17 protein-coding genes are annotated in these 22,261 nt (G+C 64.6%); 4 read left to right on the plus strand and 13 right to left on the minus strand.

Annotation, left to right across the window (positions count from 1 at the left end; translation table 11 throughout):
• Positions 1 to 35: 35 nt before the first annotated feature.
• The 6 genes from AC1Q7F_RS14205 to AC1Q7F_RS14230 form a co-directional block, all read right to left on the minus strand.
• Positions 36 to 1,358, minus strand: coding sequence for an alpha/beta hydrolase (locus AC1Q7F_RS14205; protein WP_492507892.1), 1,323 nt, complete (start codon positions 1,356 to 1,358; stop codon positions 36 to 38).
• A complete protein-coding gene (locus AC1Q7F_RS14210; RefSeq protein WP_492507894.1) occupies positions 1,355 to 1,867 on the minus strand; it encodes an OsmC family protein in 513 nt (170 codons plus the stop codon). The genes AC1Q7F_RS14205 and AC1Q7F_RS14210 overlap by 4 nt, the downstream gene beginning before the upstream one ends.
• A 19-nt stretch (positions 1,868 to 1,886) precedes the next feature.
• Positions 1,887 to 2,939, minus strand: a complete 1,053-nt coding sequence (locus AC1Q7F_RS14215; RefSeq protein WP_492507896.1) for a Gfo/Idh/MocA family protein — start codon at positions 2,937 to 2,939, stop codon at positions 1,887 to 1,889.
• A gap of 11 nt (positions 2,940 to 2,950) precedes the next feature.
• On the minus strand, positions 2,951 to 5,260 hold the full coding sequence (locus AC1Q7F_RS14220; protein WP_492507898.1) for a CocE/NonD family hydrolase: 2,310 nt from the start codon (positions 5,258 to 5,260) through the stop codon (positions 2,951 to 2,953).
• Positions 5,257 to 6,246, minus strand: a complete 990-nt coding sequence (locus tag AC1Q7F_RS14225) for a dipeptidase (RefSeq protein WP_492507900.1) — start codon at positions 6,244 to 6,246, stop codon at positions 5,257 to 5,259. Before AC1Q7F_RS14225 ends, AC1Q7F_RS14220 begins: the two co-directional genes overlap by 4 nt.
• A gap of 69 nt (positions 6,247 to 6,315) precedes the next feature.
• The gene (locus AC1Q7F_RS14230) at positions 6,316 to 8,457 is read right to left on the minus strand and encodes a TonB-dependent siderophore receptor (protein WP_492507902.1); all 2,142 of its coding nucleotides are present in this window, start codon (positions 8,455 to 8,457) and stop codon (positions 6,316 to 6,318) included.
• Positions 8,458 to 8,865: 408 nt separating this feature from the next.
• Between AC1Q7F_RS14230 and AC1Q7F_RS14235 the strand changes: the two genes are divergently transcribed.
• The gene (locus AC1Q7F_RS14235) at positions 8,866 to 10,263 is read left to right on the plus strand and encodes a serine hydrolase domain-containing protein (protein WP_492507904.1); all 1,398 of its coding nucleotides are present in this window, start codon (positions 8,866 to 8,868) and stop codon (positions 10,261 to 10,263) included.
• A 5-nt stretch (positions 10,264 to 10,268) separates the two neighbouring features.
• On the opposite strand, the gene AC1Q7F_RS14240 is transcribed toward AC1Q7F_RS14235, so the two are convergent.
• Genes AC1Q7F_RS14240 through AC1Q7F_RS14250 form a run of 3 tightly spaced genes read right to left on the minus strand, consistent with a single transcriptional unit; the run spans position 10,269 to position 14,286 of the window.
• The gene (locus tag AC1Q7F_RS14240) at positions 10,269 to 11,165 is read right to left on the minus strand and encodes a beta-keto acid cleavage family enzyme (RefSeq protein WP_492507906.1); all 897 of its coding nucleotides are present in this window, start codon (positions 11,163 to 11,165) and stop codon (positions 10,269 to 10,271) included.
• An 11-nt stretch (positions 11,166 to 11,176) separates the two neighbouring features.
• The gene (locus AC1Q7F_RS14245; RefSeq protein WP_492507908.1) at positions 11,177 to 12,169 is read right to left on the minus strand and encodes a dipeptide epimerase; all 993 of its coding nucleotides are present in this window, start codon (positions 12,167 to 12,169) and stop codon (positions 11,177 to 11,179) included.
• Positions 12,169 to 14,286: a penicillin acylase family protein gene (locus tag AC1Q7F_RS14250; protein WP_492507910.1), complete on the minus strand. Its 2,118-nt coding sequence runs from the start codon at positions 14,284 to 14,286 to the stop codon at positions 12,169 to 12,171. The genes AC1Q7F_RS14245 and AC1Q7F_RS14250 overlap by 1 nt, the downstream gene beginning before the upstream one ends.
• 154 nt (positions 14,287 to 14,440) lie before the next feature.
• Here AC1Q7F_RS14250 and AC1Q7F_RS14255 point away from each other — a divergent pair, with 154 nt between their 5' ends.
• Positions 14,441 to 15,823: an amidase family protein gene (locus AC1Q7F_RS14255; protein WP_492507912.1), complete on the plus strand. Its 1,383-nt coding sequence runs from the start codon at positions 14,441 to 14,443 to the stop codon at positions 15,821 to 15,823.
• Positions 15,824 to 15,833: 10 nt separating this feature from the next.
• On the opposite strand, the gene AC1Q7F_RS14260 is transcribed toward AC1Q7F_RS14255, so the two are convergent.
• The 4 genes from AC1Q7F_RS14260 to AC1Q7F_RS14275 are packed head-to-tail and all read right to left on the minus strand — an operon-like array spanning position 15,834 to position 20,189.
• Positions 15,834 to 16,868: a histone deacetylase family protein gene (locus AC1Q7F_RS14260; protein ID WP_492507914.1), complete on the minus strand. Its 1,035-nt coding sequence runs from the start codon at positions 16,866 to 16,868 to the stop codon at positions 15,834 to 15,836.
• On the minus strand, positions 16,865 to 17,464 hold the full coding sequence (locus tag AC1Q7F_RS14265) for an MSMEG_1061 family FMN-dependent PPOX-type flavoprotein (RefSeq protein WP_492507916.1): 600 nt from the start codon (positions 17,462 to 17,464) through the stop codon (positions 16,865 to 16,867). The genes AC1Q7F_RS14260 and AC1Q7F_RS14265 overlap by 4 nt, the downstream gene beginning before the upstream one ends.
• 39 nt (positions 17,465 to 17,503) lie before the next feature.
• Positions 17,504 to 18,793: a peptide MFS transporter gene (locus AC1Q7F_RS14270; protein WP_492507918.1), complete on the minus strand. Its 1,290-nt coding sequence runs from the start codon at positions 18,791 to 18,793 to the stop codon at positions 17,504 to 17,506.
• Entirely contained in the window at positions 18,786 to 20,189 is a 1,404-nt protein-coding gene (locus AC1Q7F_RS14275; protein ID WP_492507920.1) for an APC family permease, read from the minus strand. Before AC1Q7F_RS14275 ends, AC1Q7F_RS14270 begins: the two co-directional genes overlap by 8 nt.
• Positions 20,190 to 20,380: 191 nt before the next feature.
• Here AC1Q7F_RS14275 and AC1Q7F_RS14280 point away from each other — a divergent pair, with 191 nt between their 5' ends.
• Together AC1Q7F_RS14280 and AC1Q7F_RS14285 are read left to right on the plus strand one after the other, a co-directional pair.
• Positions 20,381 to 20,686 carry an iron transporter gene (locus tag AC1Q7F_RS14280; protein WP_492507921.1) on the plus strand — a complete coding sequence of 102 codons (306 nt, stop codon included), beginning with the start codon at positions 20,381 to 20,383 and terminating at the stop codon, positions 20,684 to 20,686.
• Positions 20,683 to 22,215, plus strand: a complete 1,533-nt coding sequence (locus AC1Q7F_RS14285) for a PepSY-associated TM helix domain-containing protein (RefSeq protein ID WP_492507923.1) — start codon at positions 20,683 to 20,685, stop codon at positions 22,213 to 22,215. The genes AC1Q7F_RS14280 and AC1Q7F_RS14285 overlap by 4 nt, the downstream gene beginning before the upstream one ends.
• Positions 22,216 to 22,261 lie beyond the last annotated feature (46 nt).

Consider the following 22,261-nt stretch of genomic DNA (forward strand, 5'->3'; position numbering starts at 1 on the left):
TTAACAGTCGGCTCGGCCCTTCCGCCAGCCAAATCTTAGTCCGGCGGCAGTCCGGCATTGCATAAATCTGTGCCATTTCCGGGTTGAGCCATCGCGATGATGGCTTCGGGTAACGCCATGCGCCAGTGCAAGAAGGTGTGACCGCCCAGGAACTCCCGATAGCAGACCTGGTAGCCTTGGGCCGCCAGCATGTCACGGAACCGCCGGTTGGGACCGCGCATGCCGTCGGTACTCTCCATGGAGCCGGGTTGGATATAGAAGCGGATCGGCAGTGTCTGGGGCAGGGCCAGATACTGCCGGGCCAGCCAGTCGGTTTCATGATCCTTTTCCTGCGGGGCGGACCAGAAGGCGGCGGATTGGGCGATGACATTGCCGAACAGGTCGGGATGGCGCAGTGCCAGCGATCCGGCGGCCAGTCCGCCCCGGCTGGCGCCGGCGACGATGGCCTGGCGCGGGTCGGGCGATATGCCAAAGCGCTGCCGGATGATGGGCATCAGTTCCGCAGCGACGAACCGTTCGAACGGTTCGCTGGCGTTCAACTCCGTTTGGCGCCTGTCGGGGGACAGGCTGTCCACCATCACCGCCACCAGGGGCGGGATTTTGCCTTGCGCGATCAGCCCGTCCAGCATCTCCGGCACCATGCCCGGTGTGCGGTAGGACAGGCCGTCGAACAGCAGCAGCAATCCCGGCTTTTGACCAGACCCGTCTATGGGCGGCTGGTACACAATGATCTTGCGGCTGTTGCCCAGGGCCTTGCTGGCCAGTTCGAACTCGACGACCTGTCCGCGCAATGGGGTCGCGTTCCGCCAGGTTTCCGGCGGTGCCGCCGGCCCTTCGAAGACATTGTCGTGGGTCAGGCGGCGATAATAGACGTCGTCGATGGTCCGCTTGTTCAGCGGGTCCAGGAATAGGTCGTGATGCGCCGATGCCCCCTGCCATTCTCGCTGCCATGCCAATTGCGGCAGGGCGGCGCGGGAGCCGATCAGCGTATAGGGTGCGCGCAGGGCCGCCGGCAGAATGTAGGTGCGGAACCAGATATCGGTGCCAGCCAGATGTTGCATCGGATCGCCGCTGGTCCACGGTTCCGCGTTGAACACACCGAACACGCCGGGCGCTGACGCTTCTGCCGAACCCCGCCACAGGAAGGTGACGATCACGCGGCCGGGATCACCCGCCAACGGTTCGACCAGTGGCGTGCCTTCAGTCTGCACCGTCGCCCAGAACCGCGCCAACCGTTCCGGCCTGGTTTCGCGAGCCAGCGCCTCAAGGCGCGGGCTCTGTGCTGCCGTGGCGAAAGCCGGGGCGACACAGAGCAGGGAGAGGACGCAGAGGGCTGCGCGGATCGTCCACCCCTTCATGGGACCTGCCGCATCGATAATTGCACCCGCATCGGCTGACGGAACACGGCCAGCACCGGGCAACAGCGGTTCACATAGTCCAGCAATGCCGCCACCTGCTGCTCGCTGGCGGAGCCCTTGTAGGTGACGTCCGCCGTCACCTCGTAAAAGCCGACGGGCACGTCGGGCGACAGGTCGAAGAAACCCCGCGCATCCAGGGCGCCCGCGAGCTTCACGACAATGTCGGTGGCATCGATGCCTAGATGTGCTGCATAGCACAGCATCGTCACCTGGATGCTGGCGCCCAGGCCGGCCAGAGCGATTTCCGCCGGGTTGGGGGCGGTGCCGGTGCCGCCGAACACGGTGGGCTCATCGACAATGGTCTCGACATCGCCGAACCGGGCGACGGATTGGAAGCCGCGAACCTGGGTGACGGTGCCGTTCATCGGTTCCAGGCATTGGTCGGGCGTAGCGTTGCGCACGGTCTCGCGCAGACCGCTCATGAAGGATGCGAGTTCGATCCGGTCCATTGTCATCTCCCTAAATTGCTCAGCGATAGGCGGCTTCAAGGACGCGCAGCGCCCGTACCGCGTCATCGCCACCAATGGAGGGCGACCGGTCATCGCGCATGGCGGCGATGCAATCCTCCAACTGCGTGGCGAAATGGTCGGGGCAGGGGCGCCCCACCAGCGGGATCTGGCGCATGCCCTTGCCCTGGTTCAAGAACAGGGCATTGGCGAAATGGAAGATGCGCAGGCTGCCGGTGGTGCCATGGACGGAGATTGATCCCGGCTCCCCCAGCCAGGTACCCGGCGGCGCCAGACTGCCATCGGTCAGCCAACTCATCCCGCCCGCGAACATGCCCTCATTGGGCAGATAAGTGGAGTAGGTGCCGGCATTATAGATCAGGTGCCCCATGGCCCCGCCGGCAAACCGCATGGTCAGATGTTCGGACTGCAAGGGGGCACCTGAGATCTGGCCGCTGCCCGTCACCTGCACCGGTTCGCCGCCGGTGAACCAGGAAAAGACGTCAATCAGGTGGATGCCGTGATCGACCAGCCCCATGCCCGACCCGCCCGGCCCGCCATGGGGATAGTGGACAGGGCTCAGCTGGCGATAGCCTGCGGCACCGTGGCCCCCGATCATCTGCTCCGTCATCACCTGGATCTTGCCAATGGCTCCCTGGTCGATCATCGCCTTGGCTGTCTGCACCGCCGGCAGGTAGCGATAGATGGAGCCGTAGAACAGCTTCACCCCATGGCGGGCGCAGGCGGCAACCATGGCCACTCCATCCGCCACCGTCACGGCCAGCGGCTTCTCGCACAGGATGGGGAAACCGGCTGCTGCGGCGGCCTCGACAATCGGGCGATGGGTGGAAGCGGGTGTCAGGACCAGGACCAGATCGATCCCGCCCTTGGCCAGCAGGTCCCGATAGTCGGTATAATATGCTGCCTCCAGCGTTTGGCCCCATTGTGCGGCCGCATCCGCATTCACGTCGCAGACGGAGATGATCTGGACGCCGTCCAGTTTCTGATAGGCGGCGATATGTTCCTTGGCCACCAGTCCCAGACCGATAATGCCCAGGCGGAAATGCGGCTGCATGCGGTACCCTTTCATTGCGGCATCACGGGCAGGATCACATGACTGGCGGCACCGGGGACGTGATGGATCTGCATCCGCCCAACCTTGGTCTCGGTCACGTCAGCCTCGATCCCGCCGGTGTTGGAATTGGGGAAGGAGTAGTTATCCATTGCGTTCATCACTGCGATGCGGATGCGATGGCCCTTGCGGAAGGTATTGGCGATGGCTTTCAGGCTGACCTCATAGCGCACGACATCCTTCAACTGGCCGGACAGCGGATGCGCCTCGGTGAAGTTCTTTCCGAAGACATGGAAATCCGGGTCCTCCAGCTTGCGGAAACGGGCGCGGATGACGCCCATGGTCAGTCGGTTGGAGCGGTTGTCCGCATCGACATCCGACAGATGCGCCCACCAGTCGGTATCCTTCACATCCGTGGAGGCATAGAGGATCAGCTTCACATCGCCGGCGATGGTCAGGTCTTCTTCCAGCGGGGCGCTGGTATAGGTCACGACATCGCCGCGATCCTCTATATCCTTGAAATCATAAGGGAATGTCTGGACGTCGGCATATTCGCCCATCAGGTCAAAATTGTACCAGTTGCGCGGCGGATCGGCCGGATCGTAGCGATAATCGTCCACCGGCTGCGGCCCTTCCGGTGCCGTGCTGCTCAACCGGCCGGCATTGGAATCCCGGGCCGCCTTGCCGTCGCTGTGCAGATAATAGGCGCGGGGGCGGGCCTCCGCGGGTGGCCAAGCGCTGGCCTGACGCCATTCATTGCTGCCAAGGACGAAGTAATCGACCATTGTGTCGGTGACCCCATTGGCCACGCCCTTCAGATGATGGTCGTACCATTTCTGCTTGGTCAGCCAGATATCGTCGCGCAGCGCGTTGGCACCAAATGCATAGCCGTTCAATGTGCGGTCATGGTTGTAACTGTGCTTCCACGGACCGATCATCAGTCGGTTGGGCTTGGTTCCGTACCTGCTCATCATCGCCCAGGTACTGCGCGTGCCGGGGAAATCGTCATCGAACCAGCCGCTGATCTCAAGTGCTGCAAAGTCACGCGGGCCCTGGTCCTGAAACCAGTCCTGCGGCTGCCAATATTCGTCATTCTTCCAATGTTCCACGGCGCCGCGCCAGGCCGGCAGCTCGGCCCCCGTGGCATAGACATCCAGATCGCGGATGGGCCGGTGGCGCAGCACGTCCGACCAGGTGCGGCCAGGCAGCAGCTTCCGGTCGAACATCCAGAACAGGTAGAAGGGCGTGCCCTGGATGAAGGTACCACCCATATAGGGCTGATCGCCAAAGGCCGTGCCCAGCGTGCTTTCCGACACCACGCATTTCAGCGCCGGGTTGCGCGCCATGGCGGCGGCCCATTGCGTGAAGCCGTGATAGGAGAGGCCCTGCATACAGATGGATCCGTTTGACCAAGGCTGTTTGGTGATCCAGTCCAGCGTGTCGGCCCCGTCATCGCGCTCCTGCAACTGCAAGCGCGCCGTCCCTTCGGACTGTGACGCCGGGTCCCAATAGGCGGTACCGCGTACCGCCTGTAAAACCACGGCATAGCCCTTGACCACATATTGTTCATACCGGCCCAGAAGGTCGGAAATACCATAGGGGTTGCGGACCAGGATGGTGGGGAAGGGGCCCTTGGCATCCGCCCCCTTGGGCAGATAGACGCGCGTGGCCAGACGTTCGCCATTGCGCGTCGCCATCATCTGCAGGTCGAGCGCTTGATAGCCATAGGCCGGCTGCGACATGCCCGGTGCCTGCCACGCGGCGACATTGGTAAAAGCCTCGTACCCCCGGCGGACCAGGACCGTATCATCATTGACATCGATGGCGGCGACCAGCGTGCCGTCATCGGCGATGAACAGGTCCATCGGGTCGGTGGCATCCTTCTGCGCCCAGCGCGTCACCGTCACCTCCTGCCCGCCGATCATCCGCATGATCCGGGCGTGGCGGACATAGATGGCGCTGGACCCTTGCCAGGAGGCGGCATCCAGGGTACGCCAGCCGACGGCATTAATCCGGGGCAGGGCTGGGATCAAGCCGGCCAGGGCGCCGTTGAGCGTGAACTCCTGCGGATGCTGGGCAATCTCCCCCTCGTCCGCGGAGACATTTGCCCCCCACATGGCATCCTTCAGGTTCCAGCGCCGCAGTGTGTAACGCTCTCCGTCCGCCGCAGCCCCGATTTCCAGCTGGTAATAGGGAACGCCGCGGCGATAGCCGTCAAACTGCTGGGTCGCCACGGCCTGCACGGCCGTCTTTTCCGGTCCCGCCGTCCCGCATCCCGGCAGCAGCAGAAAGGTGGCGACGAACAGACGGAAGATTGGCTTCATTTCCACACGGCTCCGGCAATACGCATCCAGTTGCCGCCGATGATGCCCTTAATCGCCGCATCGCCATAGCCGGCAGCATCCATCTTCGCCACCAGATCCCAGAGCATCTGCGGGCCGAAAAAGGCGATGGGCTGCCACTGTTCCAGCGCTCCCCAGACATCTGGGGCGGCCGCAAAGGCGCGTTCCAGCAGCCCGGCATCGGCGGTCCAGTCCAGCCCCAGGCCGACATGGTCGGCCCCCACCATCTGCACCGCGTAGTCGACATGGGTGAACAGACGGTCGGCGTCGGGTTGACCGCCCAGATAATACCCGGCACCCGTCAACCCCACGACCCCGCCGCGCGCGGCACAGGCCCGCACCACTTCATCGGTCAGGTTGCGGGGGTGGGGATGGATGGCGCGCATGCCATGGTGGGAACAGACTATCGGGGCCCGGGAAAGTTCGATCATGTCCAGTTGCGACCGCATACCGGCATGGGCACCGTCGATGATCATGCCGACATCGTTCATACGCTCAATGACGCGCCGACCGAAACGGGTCAGCCCCAATTCATCGCCATCGGTGCAGCCGCCGCCGATGGAATTGACGATATTGAAGATCGGATGGCAAAGACGAACGCCCAGATCGTAATAAAGATCGATCATGTCCAGGTTGCGCTCGATACAGCGGAACCCTTCCAACTGGATGCCGACGGCCAGTTTGCCCGCTGCCTTGGCCCGTTCGATATCGGCGATGCTGTGGACCAGCAGGCAATCCGAGCGGGTCGCAATATCCCGGCGCAGCCGGGCGATGCGCTGGATAGCCTGGGAGATATTATGATCGTCACCGGCGGGATGGCACTGGATGAAATCAACCCCCGCCGCCCGGTAATGCGCAAACAGGCTGCCATCATTGCCGATCGGCGGCTCATAGACGAAGACCATATCCGTCACGATGGTGCCATCGCCCAGCCGTGAACGCAGGTCCGAATTGGGTGCGGAAAGCATGGGATCATCCCGGTTTTGGAAAGGGGAAGCGCCCGTTGACTACAGTCGGCCAACGGGCGCATTCAGGCATTAATATTTGGCGTTCAGTGTCACGAAGGCGCTGCGCGGCGTGCCGTACCAGTTGTTGAAACGCAAGTCGCGGATTTCGGAATAATATTTCTTATCGAACACATTGTTGACGTTGACCGACAAGGTCAGGTTCTCGGTGAAATCATAGCCTGCCCGCAGGTCGGCCACGAAATACCCATCCTGTTCAACGCTGGTGCCGCGCTGCTTGCTGTTCAGCGTGATGGCACCGCCGACGCTGAAGCCCGCCAGCGTGGTTTCCTGCGCGAAGGCATAGTCGGTGAACAGTTTGATGGAATGCTTGGGTGTGACCGGCGTGAACTGTGTGCCGACCAGCAGCGGGTTGGTATCCGACAGAACGGCGTTCTTGTTGTAGTTATAGCCACCGCTGATCGTCCATTCGGTGGTGATGCGGCCGTTCAGCTCGACCTCGAACCCCTTGCCCTGCACCAGACCGGACGCGATGGAGGCATTCACATCGACCGGATCGGACACCGCGCGGTTGCTCTGTCGGATACGGTAGATGGCGGCGGTCAGCAGGAAGCGGTTGCTGAACACATTGGCCTTGATACCGGCTTCCAGCTGTTTGCCGCTGACGGGGCCCAACGGGTCGCCATTGCGGTCAAAGGCCGATTGCGGCTCGAACACATCGGCATAGCTGCCATAGGCCGCGATGTCGGATGTGATGTCATAGACCAGGCCCAGATAAGGCGACAGCTTGCCATCGACGGAATAGATGCCGTTGGGCGTCAGATCGAAATCCTGCGCCTTATAGGTGACCCAGCCTACGCGCCCGCCGGCCACGACAGTAAAATCCTCGATCGGCTGGATGCGGGTCTGACCATAGACACCGTACTGCTTCATGATCTCCCGGCCCTGGTAATAATCCGGGCTGTTGGGACCGACCGAGAAATTGGGCAGCGGCGGCGGCACGGGGTTGAACACATCGATCAGCAGAGGCGGCGTCTGCGCATAGGCGTAGTTCGATGCGAACTGCCAGTCCGAACGCTGGTAGTCGCCACCCAGGATCACGCCCGCGGGCCGGCCGAACAGCTCATACTGGCCGGTCAGGCTGATATCGGCGGACAGCGAGTCCGCGTCATGCGTGCCGGCATAGGTCTCCATGTTCAGCGTGCCGGCATTGGCTGTCGTCACGGGTCCACGGGAGAACAGGTAGAATTCGTCACGCTTCAGGTCGTTGTACTGGACCGTGGCGCGGCCCTTCCAGCTGTCGCCGAAATCATGGCTCAACTGCACATAGCCCTGGGCCAGCTTGGTGCGTGCCTCGTTGCCATCGCCCCCCAGATAGGTGTCGCGCGGCAGGTCCAGCAGGCCCACGCCAGTTTGTCCGGGAAGACCGGTGGACAGGGTGGTCTCGTAATCGTCGTAATAGCCACCGACGCTGAGCACCGTATCCTCGCCCAGATCCACATCGACGGCGCCGAAGATGTTGCGGCGGTCCTTTTTGTAATTGTCGGTGAACTCGCCCGCGTCCTGGATCATGGCGCCGACGCGCGAACGGACGGAGCCGTCATCGTTCAGCGGCGTGGAGATGTCGATCTCACCCCGGTAGAAATCCCAGGAACCGGTGCTGATGGACCCGTTTACCGCGAATTCCTTTTTCGGGCGCTTGCGGACCAGGTTGATGCTGCCGCCCGGGCTGCCGGAGCCGCTGAACAAGGCCGACGGGCCGCGCAGGAATTCCACATGGTCGAACAGGAATAGGTCAGGCAGCGAGTAGGGGGCCGAGGCGAAACCCTGCTGCGGGGTGCCATCGATCAGGAAGCTTGAAATCTGGAACCCGCGCGCGAAAAAACGCGGATATGTGGAGATATTGCGCACCACCGTCACACCGGCCGTCTGCTTCAGCAGATCGTCCAGGGTCAGCAGATGCTGCTTCTCCAGCCGCTCGCTGTCGATCAGCGTGACGGAACTGGGTGTCTCCCGGATGCTGGCCAGCGCCTTGTCATCGGCAAAACTCTCCGACCTGCGGCCGATCACCAGGATCTCGGCCAGCACCGGTTCGGACTGTTCCACCTTGTCCTGCTTTCTGGCGGCCGTGCTGTCCTGCGCCAGGGCGGATGCGGCGTTTGCCAGCATCAACGCCGCGCAGGATACCGACGCCGCCCAACCCATCTTCTTCATCACGACATGTCTCCCTTCGTTCTCGTCATGGAAAACCTCCCCCTTATCGTTGTGGTGCCGATCTGGCCGGCAAGGCTATTTTTAATATTATGGTGATATTGTCAACTGATGTTGTGCCCCGGGGCGGGCATGGCGCTGCAGCTCCACCGTCCCGTGCGCGCGGTGTTGGCGCGCAGCTTTGCGATATCAAGGTCAATGGGGGCGTCTGGATCATCCTGCCATCCCCGGTGATATCGCGACGATAATTACATTATTGCCATGATGATAATCATGTGACAACCTTGATCGGCTTGTCAACGAGGGAAGGCGCCGAAACCTGTCGGGATAACGACTATGCCGGGTTGGTCATATTATCGCGGGAACAATATCAATCGGTCGGCAAGGGTGGCGAATCGGGAGACGCAATCGATGAACCTGTCACGACGCACCCTGTTCACGGGGACATTCGGCACTGGTCTGGCACTCGCCACCGCTGCCACCGCCGCCGCCATGGCCGACCTGGACTGGATCGGAGATGTGATGGCGGAACATCACGCACCAGGCATCGCTGCGACCCTGGTGCAGGGCGGCAGGACCATCGCCAGCATCGCGCGCGGGCGGGCCAGCCTGGGCCTGGGAGTCGCGGTCACCGACCGGACGTTGTTCCATACCGGCTCGGTCGGCAAGCACATCACCGTCGCCGCCGCCCTGCGCCTTGTGGAAAGCGGCAAGCTGTCGCTGGAGGCGCCTGTCGGTGACTATGCGCCGAAATTGCCCGCCCATCTGGCCAACCGCCCGTTCCGCAGCCTGCTGGACCATAGCAGCGGCTTTCCCGATTATGGGGAGGGGATCGAATGGGACCGTCCGTTTGGCCGGGACAGGTTCCTCCAGTTGATGCGGGAATATCCGGCGGAGTTCGCGGCGGGCACGGCCTGGAACTATTCCAACGCCGCCTATGTGCTGGTCGGCTATATCCTGGAGGACCTGGCCGGCAAGGATTACGCCCGTATCATCGGCGACGATCTGTTCCGTCCCCATGGCCTGTTCGACAGCCGCGTCGATCAGGCCGACCTGCCCATCCCCGACCGGGCCGAGCCCTATTCCTGGGCCGACGGGCGCTATGCCCATGCGACCCGCATGAGTGGTCAGGTGTCATCGGTCGCGGCGGGCGGCATCCTGATGTCGATGCGCGACGTGGCACCTTGGATCCGCGCCCTGCAGGGCGGGGCGATCCTTTCCAGGTCCAGCCTGGACTCCATGGCCATGCCCGCGCGTCTTTCGACCGGTCGGCCCATCCCCTATGGATTGGGTTGGATGTTGGACCAGATGCCCGATGGCCGGACGCTGCTCTATCATGGCGGCAGCGTGCCCGGCTTCCGAACCATGCATATCCGTATCCCCCATCGCGACCTGTCGATCATGGCGGTGGCCAATGCCGACACGCCGGCCGCGTCCATCGTCGCCTGGCGGCTGCTGGAACAATATGCGGCCGGGGCCACGCCCCTGTCGCTGCCGTCCATCGCCGACAGGGCGCCGGCGATGACTGAAATGGCCAGGTCCATCGTCACCCGTGGCGAACAGAAGCTGGATCAGGCGGGTTTCGCGCCGGAACTGGCGCTGCATCTGGTGGCCAGGCGCGACCATGTGGTCCCGCAACTGAATGCCAAGCAGGCCGACAGCCTGACCGGCTTCACCCTGGTGCAGGAGGATGCCGACGCGGACGGGCTGTGGCGGCGACGCTACCGCGCGCAGTTTCCCACCTACGCGCGGCATGTCGATGTCCGCCATCTGGCGGACGGGCGGATCTATTTCGTCCGCATCCAGTAGCTTCATCAGCGCGGCGGCAGGCCCAGCATCACCCTGGCCTCCGCCGGTGTGGCCAGTTCGTACCCCATGCTGTTCAGGATGATTGCCGCGCGCCGCACCAGTTGCGCGTTGGTGGCGAAGCGGCCCTGGCGAAGATAGATATTATCCTCCAGACCGACCCGCACATTGCCGCCCAGCAGCGCCGCCTGCGCCACCATCGGCATTTGCAGTTGCGCGATGCCGAACCCTGCCCACACGGCTCCGGCCGGCAGCAGGTCGCGCATATAGATCATGCTTTGCGGTGTGGCCGGGGCCCCCCATTTCACGCCCAGCACGAACTGGAACAGCGGCGGCCCGTCCAGCACGCCCTGTTCGAACAGGTGTCGGGCCAGCAGCACGTCGCCGGCCTGGAACACCTCCAGTTCCGGCTTCACACCCGCCGCGCGGAACCGCTCCGCCATGGCGCGCAACGTGCGCGGCGTGTTGAGATAGACGAAATCCACGCCGCCATCGACCTGGTTGGCCGTGGTCACGTCGAGGGTGCAGATCTCCGGCCGGCAGGTCTCGATATGGGCCACGCGCTCATCGACCGTGCCGACATCGCTGCCCGGGGCGGCGCGGCTTTCATCGGCCGGGTCGGGCAGGAAATAGGCGGCATGGCCGCAGGTCAGGTTGATGATGACATCAACGCCGCTGTCCCGGATACGGTCGCAGATTTCCTGATAGATGGGGATGGACCGCGTCTGCTTCCCCGTCTGCGGATCGCGGGCATGGATATGGACGATGGCCGCCCCGCGCCTTGCGACGGCGATGGCATCGGCCGCGATCCTGGCCGGCGTGATCGGATAATCCAGCGCTGCCGGATAACGCGGGCTGACATCGTGGCCGCCGGTCAGGGCGACGGTGAGAATGATCTTCTTCATCTGTCGTTCCTTCAGCCCCACAGGGCCGGAATGGCGGGAAGAACCCGGTCGCCGTCATAGATCAGGGCCGCTTCCCGGTCCGATCCCATCAGCAGTGGCGCGTCCAGATCGGCATAGCGGCAGCGCCCGGCCAGCAGCAGGGCCGGTGCCATGGCCAGCGACGTGCCCAGCATGCAGCCGACCATCGCCTCCTTGCCCGCCGACCGTGCCGCATCCAGCAGGCGCAGCGCCTCCGTCAGGCCGCCGGTCTTGTCCAGCTTGACATTGACCATGTCATAGAAGGGGGCGATCCGTGCGACATCGGCGGCGACATGGCAGGATTCATCCGCCGCAATAGGCATCAGCCGGGTGATCCCGGCCAGGGCCGCATCCTGTCCCGCCTTGAAGGGCTGTTCCAGCATGGCGAAGCCGCAATCAGCCAGAACCGGCATGGCACGGGTCAGGTCATCCACCGTCCAGCCCTCATTGGCATCGGCGATCAGGGTGGCCCGCGGGGCTGCGGCCCGGACAGCGCGGATACGCTCGACATCGCCGCCGGCCGTGCCCAGCTTGATCTTCAGCAATGAATGTCTCGCCGCCGCCGCTGCCGCCCGAGCGCCCATCATGTCAGGCGTATCGATGCCGATGGTGAAGGCGGTGATGGTGGGCACCGGGCGCGGCAGGCCCAGCAATTCCCAGGCAGCGGTTTGCCTGGACTTGGCCAGCCAGTCCCACCATGCGCAATCGAGCGCGTTGCGGGCGGCGCCGGGGGGGCATTGGTCATGGATGTCCAGCCAGTCCTCGCCCCGCGCCAAGGCCTCGCCCGTCTGCCCCGCCAGGGCGATGACGCCCGCCACGGATTCCCCGAAATAGGGCACGGGGCAGCTTTCGCCCCAGCCCGTATGGCCGTTGGCCACCAGCTTGACGGTCACGAACTCCACATCGGTGATGGTGCCCCGCGCGATGACAAACGGGCGGGCCAGGGGGCGCCGTTCGGGCGCCACGGTGACGGTGAACTGGATCATCACTTGCCCTTTCCGGCCGGAACCGTTTCGGTCCGCACCGTGTGCTGCGCCACCTCGTCCGGGTAGAAATGGATGGGACGCAGTTTGTTATCGGAGAACAGGCGCAACTGCGCCGCCGAACCGTCGAATCCGGGCGCCGTGGCATTGCCATAGGGCAGCAGCCCGACGGCGCGCAGGCGGGAACCGAAGGAGACGACTGCGACGAAGGAATTGCCGCCCTGGACTTGGTTCACCCCGTCCGGCCCCTTGCCATGCCAGCTTGCCCGGTAGGAGCCCAGATAGACATCACCGCCCGAGGCCGGCAGATCGACCGGCCCCCGACGCAGGCGCACCGCCTCGCCATAGGCCACGTCCAGCCGCTGATACCGGGTCTGGACCTCACGGGCGGCATCGGCCAGCAGGCGCAAGGCCAGATCAGGATCGGCCAGCCCGCCGGGCGTGGTCAGTGGCCGGTCTGGCGACCATTGCGCGGCGAAGACCCGGCCAGGCTCCTGTTCCAGCAGCTTGCGCGCCCAGATGCCGTAAAGGATGGCCCCCCGGCTCTGTGCCTCACCGCGCCGGTCCCAGGCGGCCAGCACCTTTGCCGCCTGGGTGATCAGTGGATCGGCGGATGTCTGCGCCGCTGACAGCAGGTCCGGCAGCAGCCGGTCGGCGGATTCAACCTTTGTCGAGCGTTCCATCTCAACCAGATCATCGAAGCTGATTTTCTGCCGGTCGGCGATCTGTCGCAGCGATTGTTGCGCCCGCCAGTCCAGGGCCGGCAACGGCGCCATATCCGCCGGATAGTCACCCGGCTTCAACACCTGCGGCAGGCTGGTCAGCCAGGGCGGGTCATTGGCATTCTGGATAAAGCCGCCGGGGGGATTGCGGAAATGCGGCACCTGTTCATAGGGTCGGAACCCGTCCCACAGAAAGGTGGAGCGGTTGCCGGGGATGACCCCCTGCCAGAAGGCATGATCACCCTGGGCCCGGTTGGGGAATCGCCCGCCATAGAGGTAATAGATGTCGCCCGCGCGGCTGGCATAGATGGTGTTGAAGAACGGCATCTGCAGTCGGCGCGTCGCCGCCTCAAACGCGTCCACGCCATCGGCCCTGGCCATGTCCCAATATTGCTGGATCAGGCCATAGCTATCCAGGCCGACCAGACGCAGGGCCAAGGCGCTGTTGCCGTCACGCCGGATCAGGGGGCCATGGACGGAGCGCTGCAGGGTGATGGTGCGCTCGGACAGGCGCCCGTCCGCGCCACGCACCTTGAGGGTCCGCGTCTCCTGTTCCAGGTCGCGCCATTGTCCGTCGATGAGGTAGCGGTCGCTATTCAGGGTCAACTGGTACAGATCGGCGCCGTCGAACTGGTTCACCGTATGGGTCCAGCCGCCCTGTTCATTGAAGGCGATGCCCAGGAACGGGGAGCCGACCTGCGCCACGCCGTAAGAACTGCTGCCGGGCACCGATATCTGCGCCTCGAACCAGGTGTAGAGATCGCCCCAGGGAAGGTGGGGATTGATCAGCAGCATCGTCTCGCCACTGGCCGACCGCAATGGCGCCACCGCGTAGGCGTTCGATCCCTTCGGTTCATCCGGCCTGGCGATCACCGGCATGGTCAGGGCCTTCTGCACCTGCCCGCCCGCGACATAGGTGCCGACCACCACATGCAACACATGCATCAGCGGGTCGGATAGCCGCAGCGGCAGGATCGCCTTGTTCTCCGCCGTGATGCGGTCGGGATGGCGGCTGGCATAGGCGTTCGCGCCATCGATGAAGGCGGCAATCCGGGCGCGTTCGACGGGTGTCAGTCGCGCCGCCCAGGCCCGCCCCGCATCGGGAATGCCGGCCGTAGCCAGGCGGATGTCGGATTCGGTCCAGGCCTCCCCCCAATATTCGGCCGCCTGTCCGCGGGCACGGGCATAGAGGGAGAGCAGCAGATTGCCATGGGCCTGCATCTGCGCCCAGCCCAGGGCCCGCATCGCCGCGACATCGTCAGGGGCGCTGATATGCGCCACGTCCCATTCGTCCCAGCGGATTTCCGCCGCTCCCGCCTGTACCGGGGCTACCCCGGCACCGCTCAGCGACAGAGCGGCGGCCAGGGCCAGAACCAGGAACTTTGCCTTGCATCGCATGATCAATGTTTCTCCCCTCATCTCCCCGGCGGGCTCAAAACCTGACACGGAACCGGTTCCGCTGGCGGCGTTGACACCCGGCTTCCATCACGTATAACAATTATCACCGTAATGTGAATTATGAATCTTCGGAATGGATACAGGGGGACAGCCCATGGTCGATGGGGCCGATATTCTTTTTCTGGATGCGCATGCGCAGGCCGAACTTCTGTCGCACGGGCACCTGACGGTGGAGGAACTGCGCGAACTGTCGATCGCGCGGATTGAGGCGATCGATCCCGGCCTGGCGGCGGTCAGCCATCGCAGCTTCGATCTGGCGCGCCGTCAGACGGGGGTGCGGCGCGGGGCAGGGCGGATGGAGGGGATATCCTGGTTGGTCAAGGACAGCTTGCCCTATGCCGGCCTGCCCCTGTCCTGCGGGTCGCGCTTTCTGGCCGATGCCCCTGTGGCCAAGTCACAGTACCCGCTGGCCGACCGGCTGGACGCCGCCGGGCTGCTGCTGATGGGCAAGAGTGCCGTGCCGGAATTCAGCCTGCTGCCCACCACGGAATCCGCCCTGCTGGGCCCGACCGCCAATCCCTGGGACCGCACCCGGTCGGCGGGCGGGTCCAGCGGCGGCGCGGCGGTGGCGGTGGCATCCGGCATGGTGCCAGTGGCGCATGCCGCCGATGGCGGCGGATCCATCCGTATTCCGGCATCCTGCTGCGGGGTCGTGGGGCTGAAGCCGTCGCGCGGTGCCAATCTGCGGGCCCGTGGCTTTCATCTGCTGGAGGATGTGCTGGTCGGCGACGCCATGCTGACACGGTCGGTGCGTGACACCGCCTGGTTCGCCCGCTGGCTGCGGCCGGAGAGCGTGCGGCAGCAGGCCAAACCGGGGAAGCTGCGCGTCATCCAATGCAATCGCGGCATGAATGGCGCCCTGCCGGACCCGGCGGTGGCCGACGCCATCGACCACACCGCAAAGCTTTGTGCAGAGCTGGGCCATTATGTCGACCAGATCGACCATCTGCCGGCCGATCTCTGCGCGGCGGGGGACCTGTTCCGCCTGCTGTGGCAGTTCCTGGCCCGCGACGGGGTGGAACATTGCCGGGTGGCGGCAGGGGGCGGTGACCTGACAGGCCGGCTGGAGCCTTGGGCGCTGGGGCTGGCGGAGCGGGCGGCGGCAATGGACCCGGTTCAGCTTGGCCAATGCTATGCCGGCATCGGGGCGGTGACCAGGGCGGTGGAGCGGTTCTTCGAGCGGTGCGATTTGCTGCTCAGCCCTGTGGTCGCCAGCCCGCCGCCGCTGCTGGGCCATCTGGCCGGGACGCGTGATTTCGACGCGCTGTTCGCCGATATGTTCGATTACATCGCCTATACGCCGCTGCAGAACCTGTCGGGCACGCCGTCCATCTCACTGCCCCTGCAGGTGACGCCCGACGGGTTGCCGGTCGGCTCCATGCTGTCCGGCCCGTTCGGCGGTGACGAGACCTTGCTGCGCCTGGCAGCGGATCTGGAGGAGGCATCCCCTTGGAGCCAGCGGCGACCCCCGGTGTGAGAGGGCGGGGCTATCGGTCCAGAAACCCCTGCAAGGTGCGGACGACATTCTGCCCGATCATATCCAACTGGTAGCCCCCCTCCAGCACAAACAGGGTCGGCACGCCCAGTCGGGCGATGCGCTGGCCCAGCCGGGCGAAATCGTCACTGTGCAGGCGAAAATGGCAGAGCGGGTCGCCCTCCAGTGCGTCCACGCCCAGCGACACGACCAGCGCGTCGGGGTTGAAGCGGGTGAGGGCGGTCAGTGCTGCCTCCAGCGCCTGTTGCCATTGCGGCCAACCGGCACCGCGGGGCAGCGGCAGGTTCAGGTTGAAGCCTTCGCCAGCCCCGATCCCGACCTCGTCGGCAAAGCCGCTGAAGAATGGAAAATCCGTCTGCGGATCGGCATGGATCGAGGCATACAGCACGTCGTCCCGATCATAGAAAATCTGCTGGGTGCCATTGCCGTGATGGTAGTCGGGATCGAACACCGCCATCCGCCGGGCGCCATTGTCGCGCAGATATTGGGCGGCGACGGCAGCACTGTTCAGGAAGCAATATCCGCCATAGGCGGCGATGCCGGCATGATGGCCGGGCGGGCGGCACAGCGCAAAGGCCCCCTTCGACCCGCCGCCGATCAGCGCCTGCGCCCCTGCCAGGGCAGTATTCACCGATGCTCGTGCGGCAACCCAACTGGTCGCCGTGATCGGGGTCATGATGTCGAAGCAATAATGGCCCAGCCTTGCGTCCAGCGATGCACCGGGGCGCAGCGGATACATGGTGGTGCCGGGCCAGCACATGGGCTGTGCATCGCCGTTGCGACCCAGTGCCCGCCATTCATCATGGGCGGTGCGCAGGAAATCCAGGAATGCGGCATCATGCACGCGCGCCACGGTCGCGTCGGGAAAGGCCGGGGGTGGGGCCAGCGGGCCGAAGCCGGCGGTGGTCAGCGCATCGGCCACGGTGGACGCCCGCGACACCGCCTCGAACGGCGGGCCCATGGTACCGCGGTTCAACTCACTGGCGGGCGCATGCAGCACCTGTTCCGGCGCATAGAAGCATTTCATCGCGATGTTTCCCCGATATGCCTGGACAGGGCGATGTGGTCGGCCCAGATCCGGCCAGCGCTGGCCACTACCTTGCGGTCGGGCCAGGTTTCCGGGTTCCAGAGGTTGGCCTTCATCAGCGACCGCCCACAATGCAGATAGGCCGCCCGCACCTCGATCACGAGGCCCGTCCTGGGCGCCCGCCCGTTCTCCACATGCTTGGCTAGAAGGGTGGGGTTACGGGTGATCCGGGCGATGCCATTGATGCGCAATGTCTCCCGCACGCCGGGGATCAGGAACAGCAGGCCGATATCGGGGGCGCGCAGGATGTTCATCAGGCTGTCGATGCGGTCATTGCCCGGCTTGTCGGCCATGAACAGATGACTATCATCAATGATCTCGACAAAGCCCGGCGCATCGCCGCGCGGGGACGCGTCGCATCGCCCCTCACCATTATGGGTGGCCAGCACCAGGAACGGCGATGCCGCAATGAATTGCCGGCAATGCAGGTCCAGCCTGGGCAGCACTTTGCGGATGGGCAATTCGTCGGGCTCGCCATACAGTGCGCGCAGCTCCGCCTCACTGTCGATCCGGTAATCGTCGGTCAACACATCCATGGCAGATCCCCAGTTATCTTGGCATTCCCGTGATAATAATCATCGGGGTGAAAGGCCACCACGTGCGGCCTTTGTCCGGTACAAGCACACCATCAGGCCGGCCACCAACAGGGCCAGCGCGACATTGGCCGAGAAGAAGGCTGCGGCCGGCACCTGACCGCCCAGGGCCGCAAACGTGCCGGCCGCCATGCTGGCCAGGAACTTCACGAAATACCACAGGCCGATCATCGTCGACCGGTTGCGGTCGGTGGAGAAACGCGCAACCAAAGCCAGACCGATGGGGAAGACATGCAGTTCCGCAATGGTCATCAGCAGGAAATAGCCCAGTACATAGCCAACATGCACGGCCGGTCCGGTGCCGGCTCCGATGGCCAGCACCAGAAAGGCAGAAGCGGCAAAGCCGGCACCCATGGCCATCTTGGCCAGCGGCGCGATGCTGCGTCCCGCTTCGTCCCGCCGGCGCCAATAGAAGGCCAACAGGGGGGAGAGCAGGAAGATGAAGAACGGGTTCAGGGACTGGAACCAGGGGGTGGGCACCAGCATCGCCCCCAGGTCACGGTTCACATCGCGGTCGATCCACAGCGCGATGGAATTGCCCATCTGTTCGTACCCCAGGCGGAACAGCACCACCAGGGCCAGGATGGCGGCCAGGAACAGCATCGCGCCGCGCTGCCTCGCCGCGCCGTTGCCATCTTTCCCATCGGGCCGCGCCGGATCACAGGCATCACCCCCGCGCGGCACCAGCCGCTGGAAGGTGAGGTAGAAGCCCAGCCCCAGCACCATGGCGACGGCAGCGGCCCCGAACCCGGCATGCCAGCCATAATGCTGCGCCAGCCAGCCGCAGCAGAGCGGGGCGGCGAAGCCGCCGACATTGATGCCCAAATAATAGAGCATATAGGCCCGGTCGCGGCGCGGATCGTCGGCGGCGTACAGCGCGCCGATGCGGCTGACCAGGGAGGTGGCGAAGAAGCCGTTGCCCAGGGCTACCAGCGCCAGACCTGGATAAAGGCCCGTATCCCAGATCATCACCCCATGCCCGGCCGCCATCAGCAGGGCGCCGGCGGTGACGGCCCGGTGCTGACCGATGAAACGGTCGGCGATCCAGCCACCCAGCAGCGGTGTCAGGTTGGCGCAACCCACATAAAGTCCAAAGATCATCGACGCCTTGCCCGGCGCGAAACCCAGCGACTGCACCATGTAAAGCACCAGCAGCGCCTGCATGCCAAAGGCGGAGAAATAGGCTGCCGTTTCGGTCAGGAACAGGATGGTCAACCCCTTCGGGTGACCGAACATCTCCGGTGCACCGGGACGCCGTGCAGTCTCAAACATGCCGATGCCTCATCAAGCGGTACGTGACGATCCCGGCGACGGCCCAGCCGATCAGCAGCAGAATCTCGATGGGAAAACCGCCCTTGCCGTCGAAAACGGCGCCGATGGCGATGGCGGCGGACAGGCCGGCCACGCCGATGGCAACCAACAGCGCCAAGTTGCCGCCGGGCAGCACAAAGGCCGGCTTCTCCGCCTGTCGGCCCCGCAGCCGCCATAGCGCGATCAGCGACAGGATCATGATGATGGTGATGCAGATGGTACACATATTGATGATGGGCAGAATGGCCCCGCGCCCCATGCCCAACCAAAGGGTGGTGCCCAGGGCCACGGCCAGGATGGCCCGTTGCGGCACGCCGGTAACGGGGTCGATGCTGGCCAGCCCCGTGGGCAGCAGCCCGTCGCGCGCCAAGGCCATGGTCAGGCGCGAGGCGCTGAGATGCAGGGCGTTCCAGGTCTTGACCAGGGAGATCATGGCTGCGACCAGCACCAGCGTTGCCACGCCGCCACCGGGCAGCACGTCACGAAAGGCCGCCGCCGCCGGCAGCGTCTCCCCCACCAGCTCCGGCCAGGGGCGCAGAAGTGACACGGCCAGCACGATCAACGCATAGAACAGGGCGGCGGCCAGGACACTGCCGATCAGGGCACGGGCGACGCTGGCCATGGTTGTGTCCTGGCGCCGCTCCTCGATGGCGTTGGCAGTGCCCTGAAAGCCTGACAGGAACAGCAGCGATGTCGCGAAGGTCCAGAACATGCCCGGCAGCACGGCCCCTTCCACCGGAGCCGCGAACATTGGCTGGAGATTGCGGGCGTCACCATAGATGAAGCCGATCAGGATCAGCACGATCGACATCAGGATGAAACCGAACGTGATGACACGCTGCAGCCCGACCGCCAGATGCGCGCCCCGGCAATTGAACCAGGTGATGGTGGCGATCCCCGTCAGGCCAACGGCCAGCGTCACGGCGGTGACCGGGGTTCCGATGGACTGGTAAAGTACAGGCACGCCGCCCAGGGCCGGCACCAGGCTTTCCAGGAACCAGCACAAGGCGAACGCCTCGAACCCCGTGAAGCTGATAATGTGCAGCAGGGTGAACCAGCCGACCAGGAAGCCGGCGCGCGGCCCGATGCCGTTCTGCACGAAATAGAACTCGCCCCCCGATCGTGGCAGCCGGGCGAGTAGTTCCGCATAGGCCCCTGCCACCAGCGCCATCAGCAGGCCCCCAGCCAGGAAGGCCAGCACAGTCCCCAGCGGCCCCGATGCGTGCAGCCATTCACCGATGGCCACGACCCAGCCGGACCCGACGATACTGCCGAAAGCCAGCACGAAGAAGCCGGTATTGCTGATCGCCGATCGGGGTTTCGCGGATGTTGAAACAGTCGCTGTCTGCTGACCCATTCTTTCCCTGTTCCCCGTGACATGCCGTCGGCGATTATGGCTCGGTTAGCGATCTTTGCGCATTATGGTGATAATGTCTATTCGATTTACGGCATCCCATCCATTGCATAATCTGGCGGGGGATAGGGGTGGTCAAACTTTCACATACAATATTATCATGAAAATGTTAATTATTGGAAGGCGAGCATCTCATGGCCAGAAATGCCGTCAAACCCACCCCGCAACATCGGATCGACGTGGCCCTGCGGGCACTGGCCGCCATTGCCGGCGGCTATGGTATGGCCGCCGCCTCAACCGCCTTCCTTGCCCGCGTCCTGCCCTTGTCCAGGGTGGAGGCGACCAATGCCGCCATGCTGTCCTCCTTCCTGGTGTTCGTCATGGTGGCGCTTTGGGCATTCGCGGCGCGCAGTGTGGTGCGGGTCTGGGCCATCATCCTGCCGTTGGCCGGCGCCATGACCCTGTTCGTCAATCTGGGCCAGGGGATGCACACGCCATGAAGAACACTCTGCGCCAATCCATGGCCTGGCTGCATTCCTGGGCGGGTCTGCTGGCGGGCTGGATCCTGTTCGCCATGTTCCTGACGGGCACGGCCAGCTATTTCCGGCCGGAGATCACCGCCTGGATGCAGCCGGAATTGACCCGCGCCGCCGATCCCGACCGCGCCTTCTCGGCGGCGCTGAACCATCTGGCCGGGGCCGCACCGGACGCACGGCAATGGACGATCATGGTCCCCGATGGCCGCGGCTCCGGCATTCATGCCTTCTGGCGCGATGCGAAGGGCGCGTTCAGCGACGTCACCCTGGACGGGGCCACGGGGGCACCGGTTGCGGTGCGGGAGACGCGGGGCGGCGAATTCTTCTACCGCTTCCATTTCCAACTGCAATTGCCTCGCCCCTGGGGCCGCTGGTTGGCCGGGGCCTGCGCCATGCTGATGATGGCCGCCATCATCAGCGGTGTCATCACCCACAAGCGGATCTTCGCCGATTTCTTCACGTTCCGGCCGGGCAAGGGCCGGCGGTCCTGGCTGGATGCGCACAATATCGCCGGTGTGTGGGCGCTGCCCTTCCACGCCATGATCTCTTACACGGGGCTGGTGACACTGGTCGTGCTCTACATGCCCTGGGGCATCCTGGCCAACTACCCGAACCCGGATGATTATGCCCGGGAGACGTTCCGCGATCCGCCACCGGTCGTGGCCACGGGGGTGCGGGTGCCGCTGACCGATATCGGTCCGTTGCTGCTGGATGCGCGCCGGCGATGGGACGGGGTCGGCGCCGGCCGGGTCGTGGTGTTCCATCCCGGCGATGGTGCGGCAACCATCGCCCTCTATCGCGAAGCCAGCGGCCAGTTGGGGGTATGGAACGCGCCCCTGGTCTATGGTGGCATCGACGGCCGCCTGATTTCCAACCCCGAGCCGCCGGGACCGGCGGTGGCAGTGGGGTCGGTGATGGTGGGGCTGCATGTGGGCTGGTTCGCCGGGCCGATGCTGCGCTGGCTCTATTTCCTGTCCGGGTCGATGGGTACGGCCATGGTGGGCACGGGCTGGGTGCTGTGGGCCATGAAGCGGTGCGCATCCGTGCCGGCATCGGGCAGGCTGCCGTTGGACCAGCGGCTGGTGGAAATCCTGAATATCGGCACCATCACCGGCCTACCGGCCGGTATGGCGTGCTTCTTCCTGGCCAACCGGCTGCTGCCTGCCGGGCTCACCGGGCGTGCGGGGATGGAAGTGGCGGCCACTTTCTGGGTCTGGGGCTTCATGTATCTGCTGGCGTTGCTGCGCCCGGCGCGACGCGCCTGGGTGGAGGGGTTCACCCTTGCCAGTCTTCTCTATCTATCGCTGCCCCCGGTCGATCTTGGCATCCGTTTCCACCAGTTTGGCAGCGGCCTGGCCGATGATGACTGGCTGATGCTGTCGTTCGATCTGGTCTTCTGCTCCATCGGGATCGGACTGCTCGGGATCGCCCATACCCTGTATCGCCGCACGGCGACGCAGCATCCGAAGTCGGTCACCGCTCCATATTCGTGATGGAACAGGTGCTCACCCTTGGCGCAGGAGGGGTTGATATTGCCCA

The organism is Niveispirillum sp. GW835-FHT14G11, from assembly GCF_058793615.1.

Excerpts from the sequence above, each read along its gene's own strand:
- AC1Q7F_RS14205 (WP_492507892.1), bottom strand. The coding sequence starts at position 1,358 with ATGAAGGGGTGGACGATCCGCGCAGCCCTCTGCGTCCTCTCCCTGCTC.
- AC1Q7F_RS14210 (WP_492507894.1), bottom strand. The coding sequence starts at position 1,867 with ATGGACCGGATCGAACTCGCATCCTTCATGAGCGGTCTGCGCGAGACC.
- AC1Q7F_RS14215 (WP_492507896.1), bottom strand. The coding sequence starts at position 2,939 with ATGCAGCCGCATTTCCGCCTGGGCATTATCGGTCTGGGACTGGTGGCC.
- AC1Q7F_RS14220 (WP_492507898.1), bottom strand. The coding sequence starts at position 5,260 with ATGAAGCCAATCTTCCGTCTGTTCGTCGCCACCTTTCTGCTGCTGCCG.
- AC1Q7F_RS14225 (WP_492507900.1), bottom strand. The coding sequence starts at position 6,246 with ATGCTTTCCGCACCCAATTCGGACCTGCGTTCACGGCTGGGCGATGGC.
- AC1Q7F_RS14230 (WP_492507902.1), bottom strand. The coding sequence starts at position 8,457 with ATGAAGAAGATGGGTTGGGCGGCGTCGGTATCCTGCGCGGCGTTGATG.
- AC1Q7F_RS14235 (WP_492507904.1), top strand. The coding sequence starts at position 8,866 with ATGAACCTGTCACGACGCACCCTGTTCACGGGGACATTCGGCACTGGT.
- AC1Q7F_RS14240 (WP_492507906.1), bottom strand. The coding sequence starts at position 11,165 with ATGAAGAAGATCATTCTCACCGTCGCCCTGACCGGCGGCCACGATGTC.
- AC1Q7F_RS14245 (WP_492507908.1), bottom strand. The coding sequence starts at position 12,169 with ATGATCCAGTTCACCGTCACCGTGGCGCCCGAACGGCGCCCCCTGGCC.
- AC1Q7F_RS14250 (WP_492507910.1), bottom strand. The coding sequence starts at position 14,286 with ATGCGATGCAAGGCAAAGTTCCTGGTTCTGGCCCTGGCCGCCGCTCTG.
- AC1Q7F_RS14255 (WP_492507912.1), top strand. The coding sequence starts at position 14,441 with ATGGTCGATGGGGCCGATATTCTTTTTCTGGATGCGCATGCGCAGGCC.
- AC1Q7F_RS14260 (WP_492507914.1), bottom strand. The coding sequence starts at position 16,868 with ATGAAATGCTTCTATGCGCCGGAACAGGTGCTGCATGCGCCCGCCAGT.
- AC1Q7F_RS14265 (WP_492507916.1), bottom strand. The coding sequence starts at position 17,464 with ATGGATGTGTTGACCGACGATTACCGGATCGACAGTGAGGCGGAGCTG.
- AC1Q7F_RS14270 (WP_492507918.1), bottom strand. The coding sequence starts at position 18,793 with ATGTTTGAGACTGCACGGCGTCCCGGTGCACCGGAGATGTTCGGTCAC.
- AC1Q7F_RS14275 (WP_492507920.1), bottom strand. The coding sequence starts at position 20,189 with ATGGGTCAGCAGACAGCGACTGTTTCAACATCCGCGAAACCCCGATCG.
- AC1Q7F_RS14280 (WP_492507921.1), top strand. The coding sequence starts at position 20,381 with ATGGCCAGAAATGCCGTCAAACCCACCCCGCAACATCGGATCGACGTG.
- AC1Q7F_RS14285 (WP_492507923.1), top strand. The coding sequence starts at position 20,683 with ATGAAGAACACTCTGCGCCAATCCATGGCCTGGCTGCATTCCTGGGCG.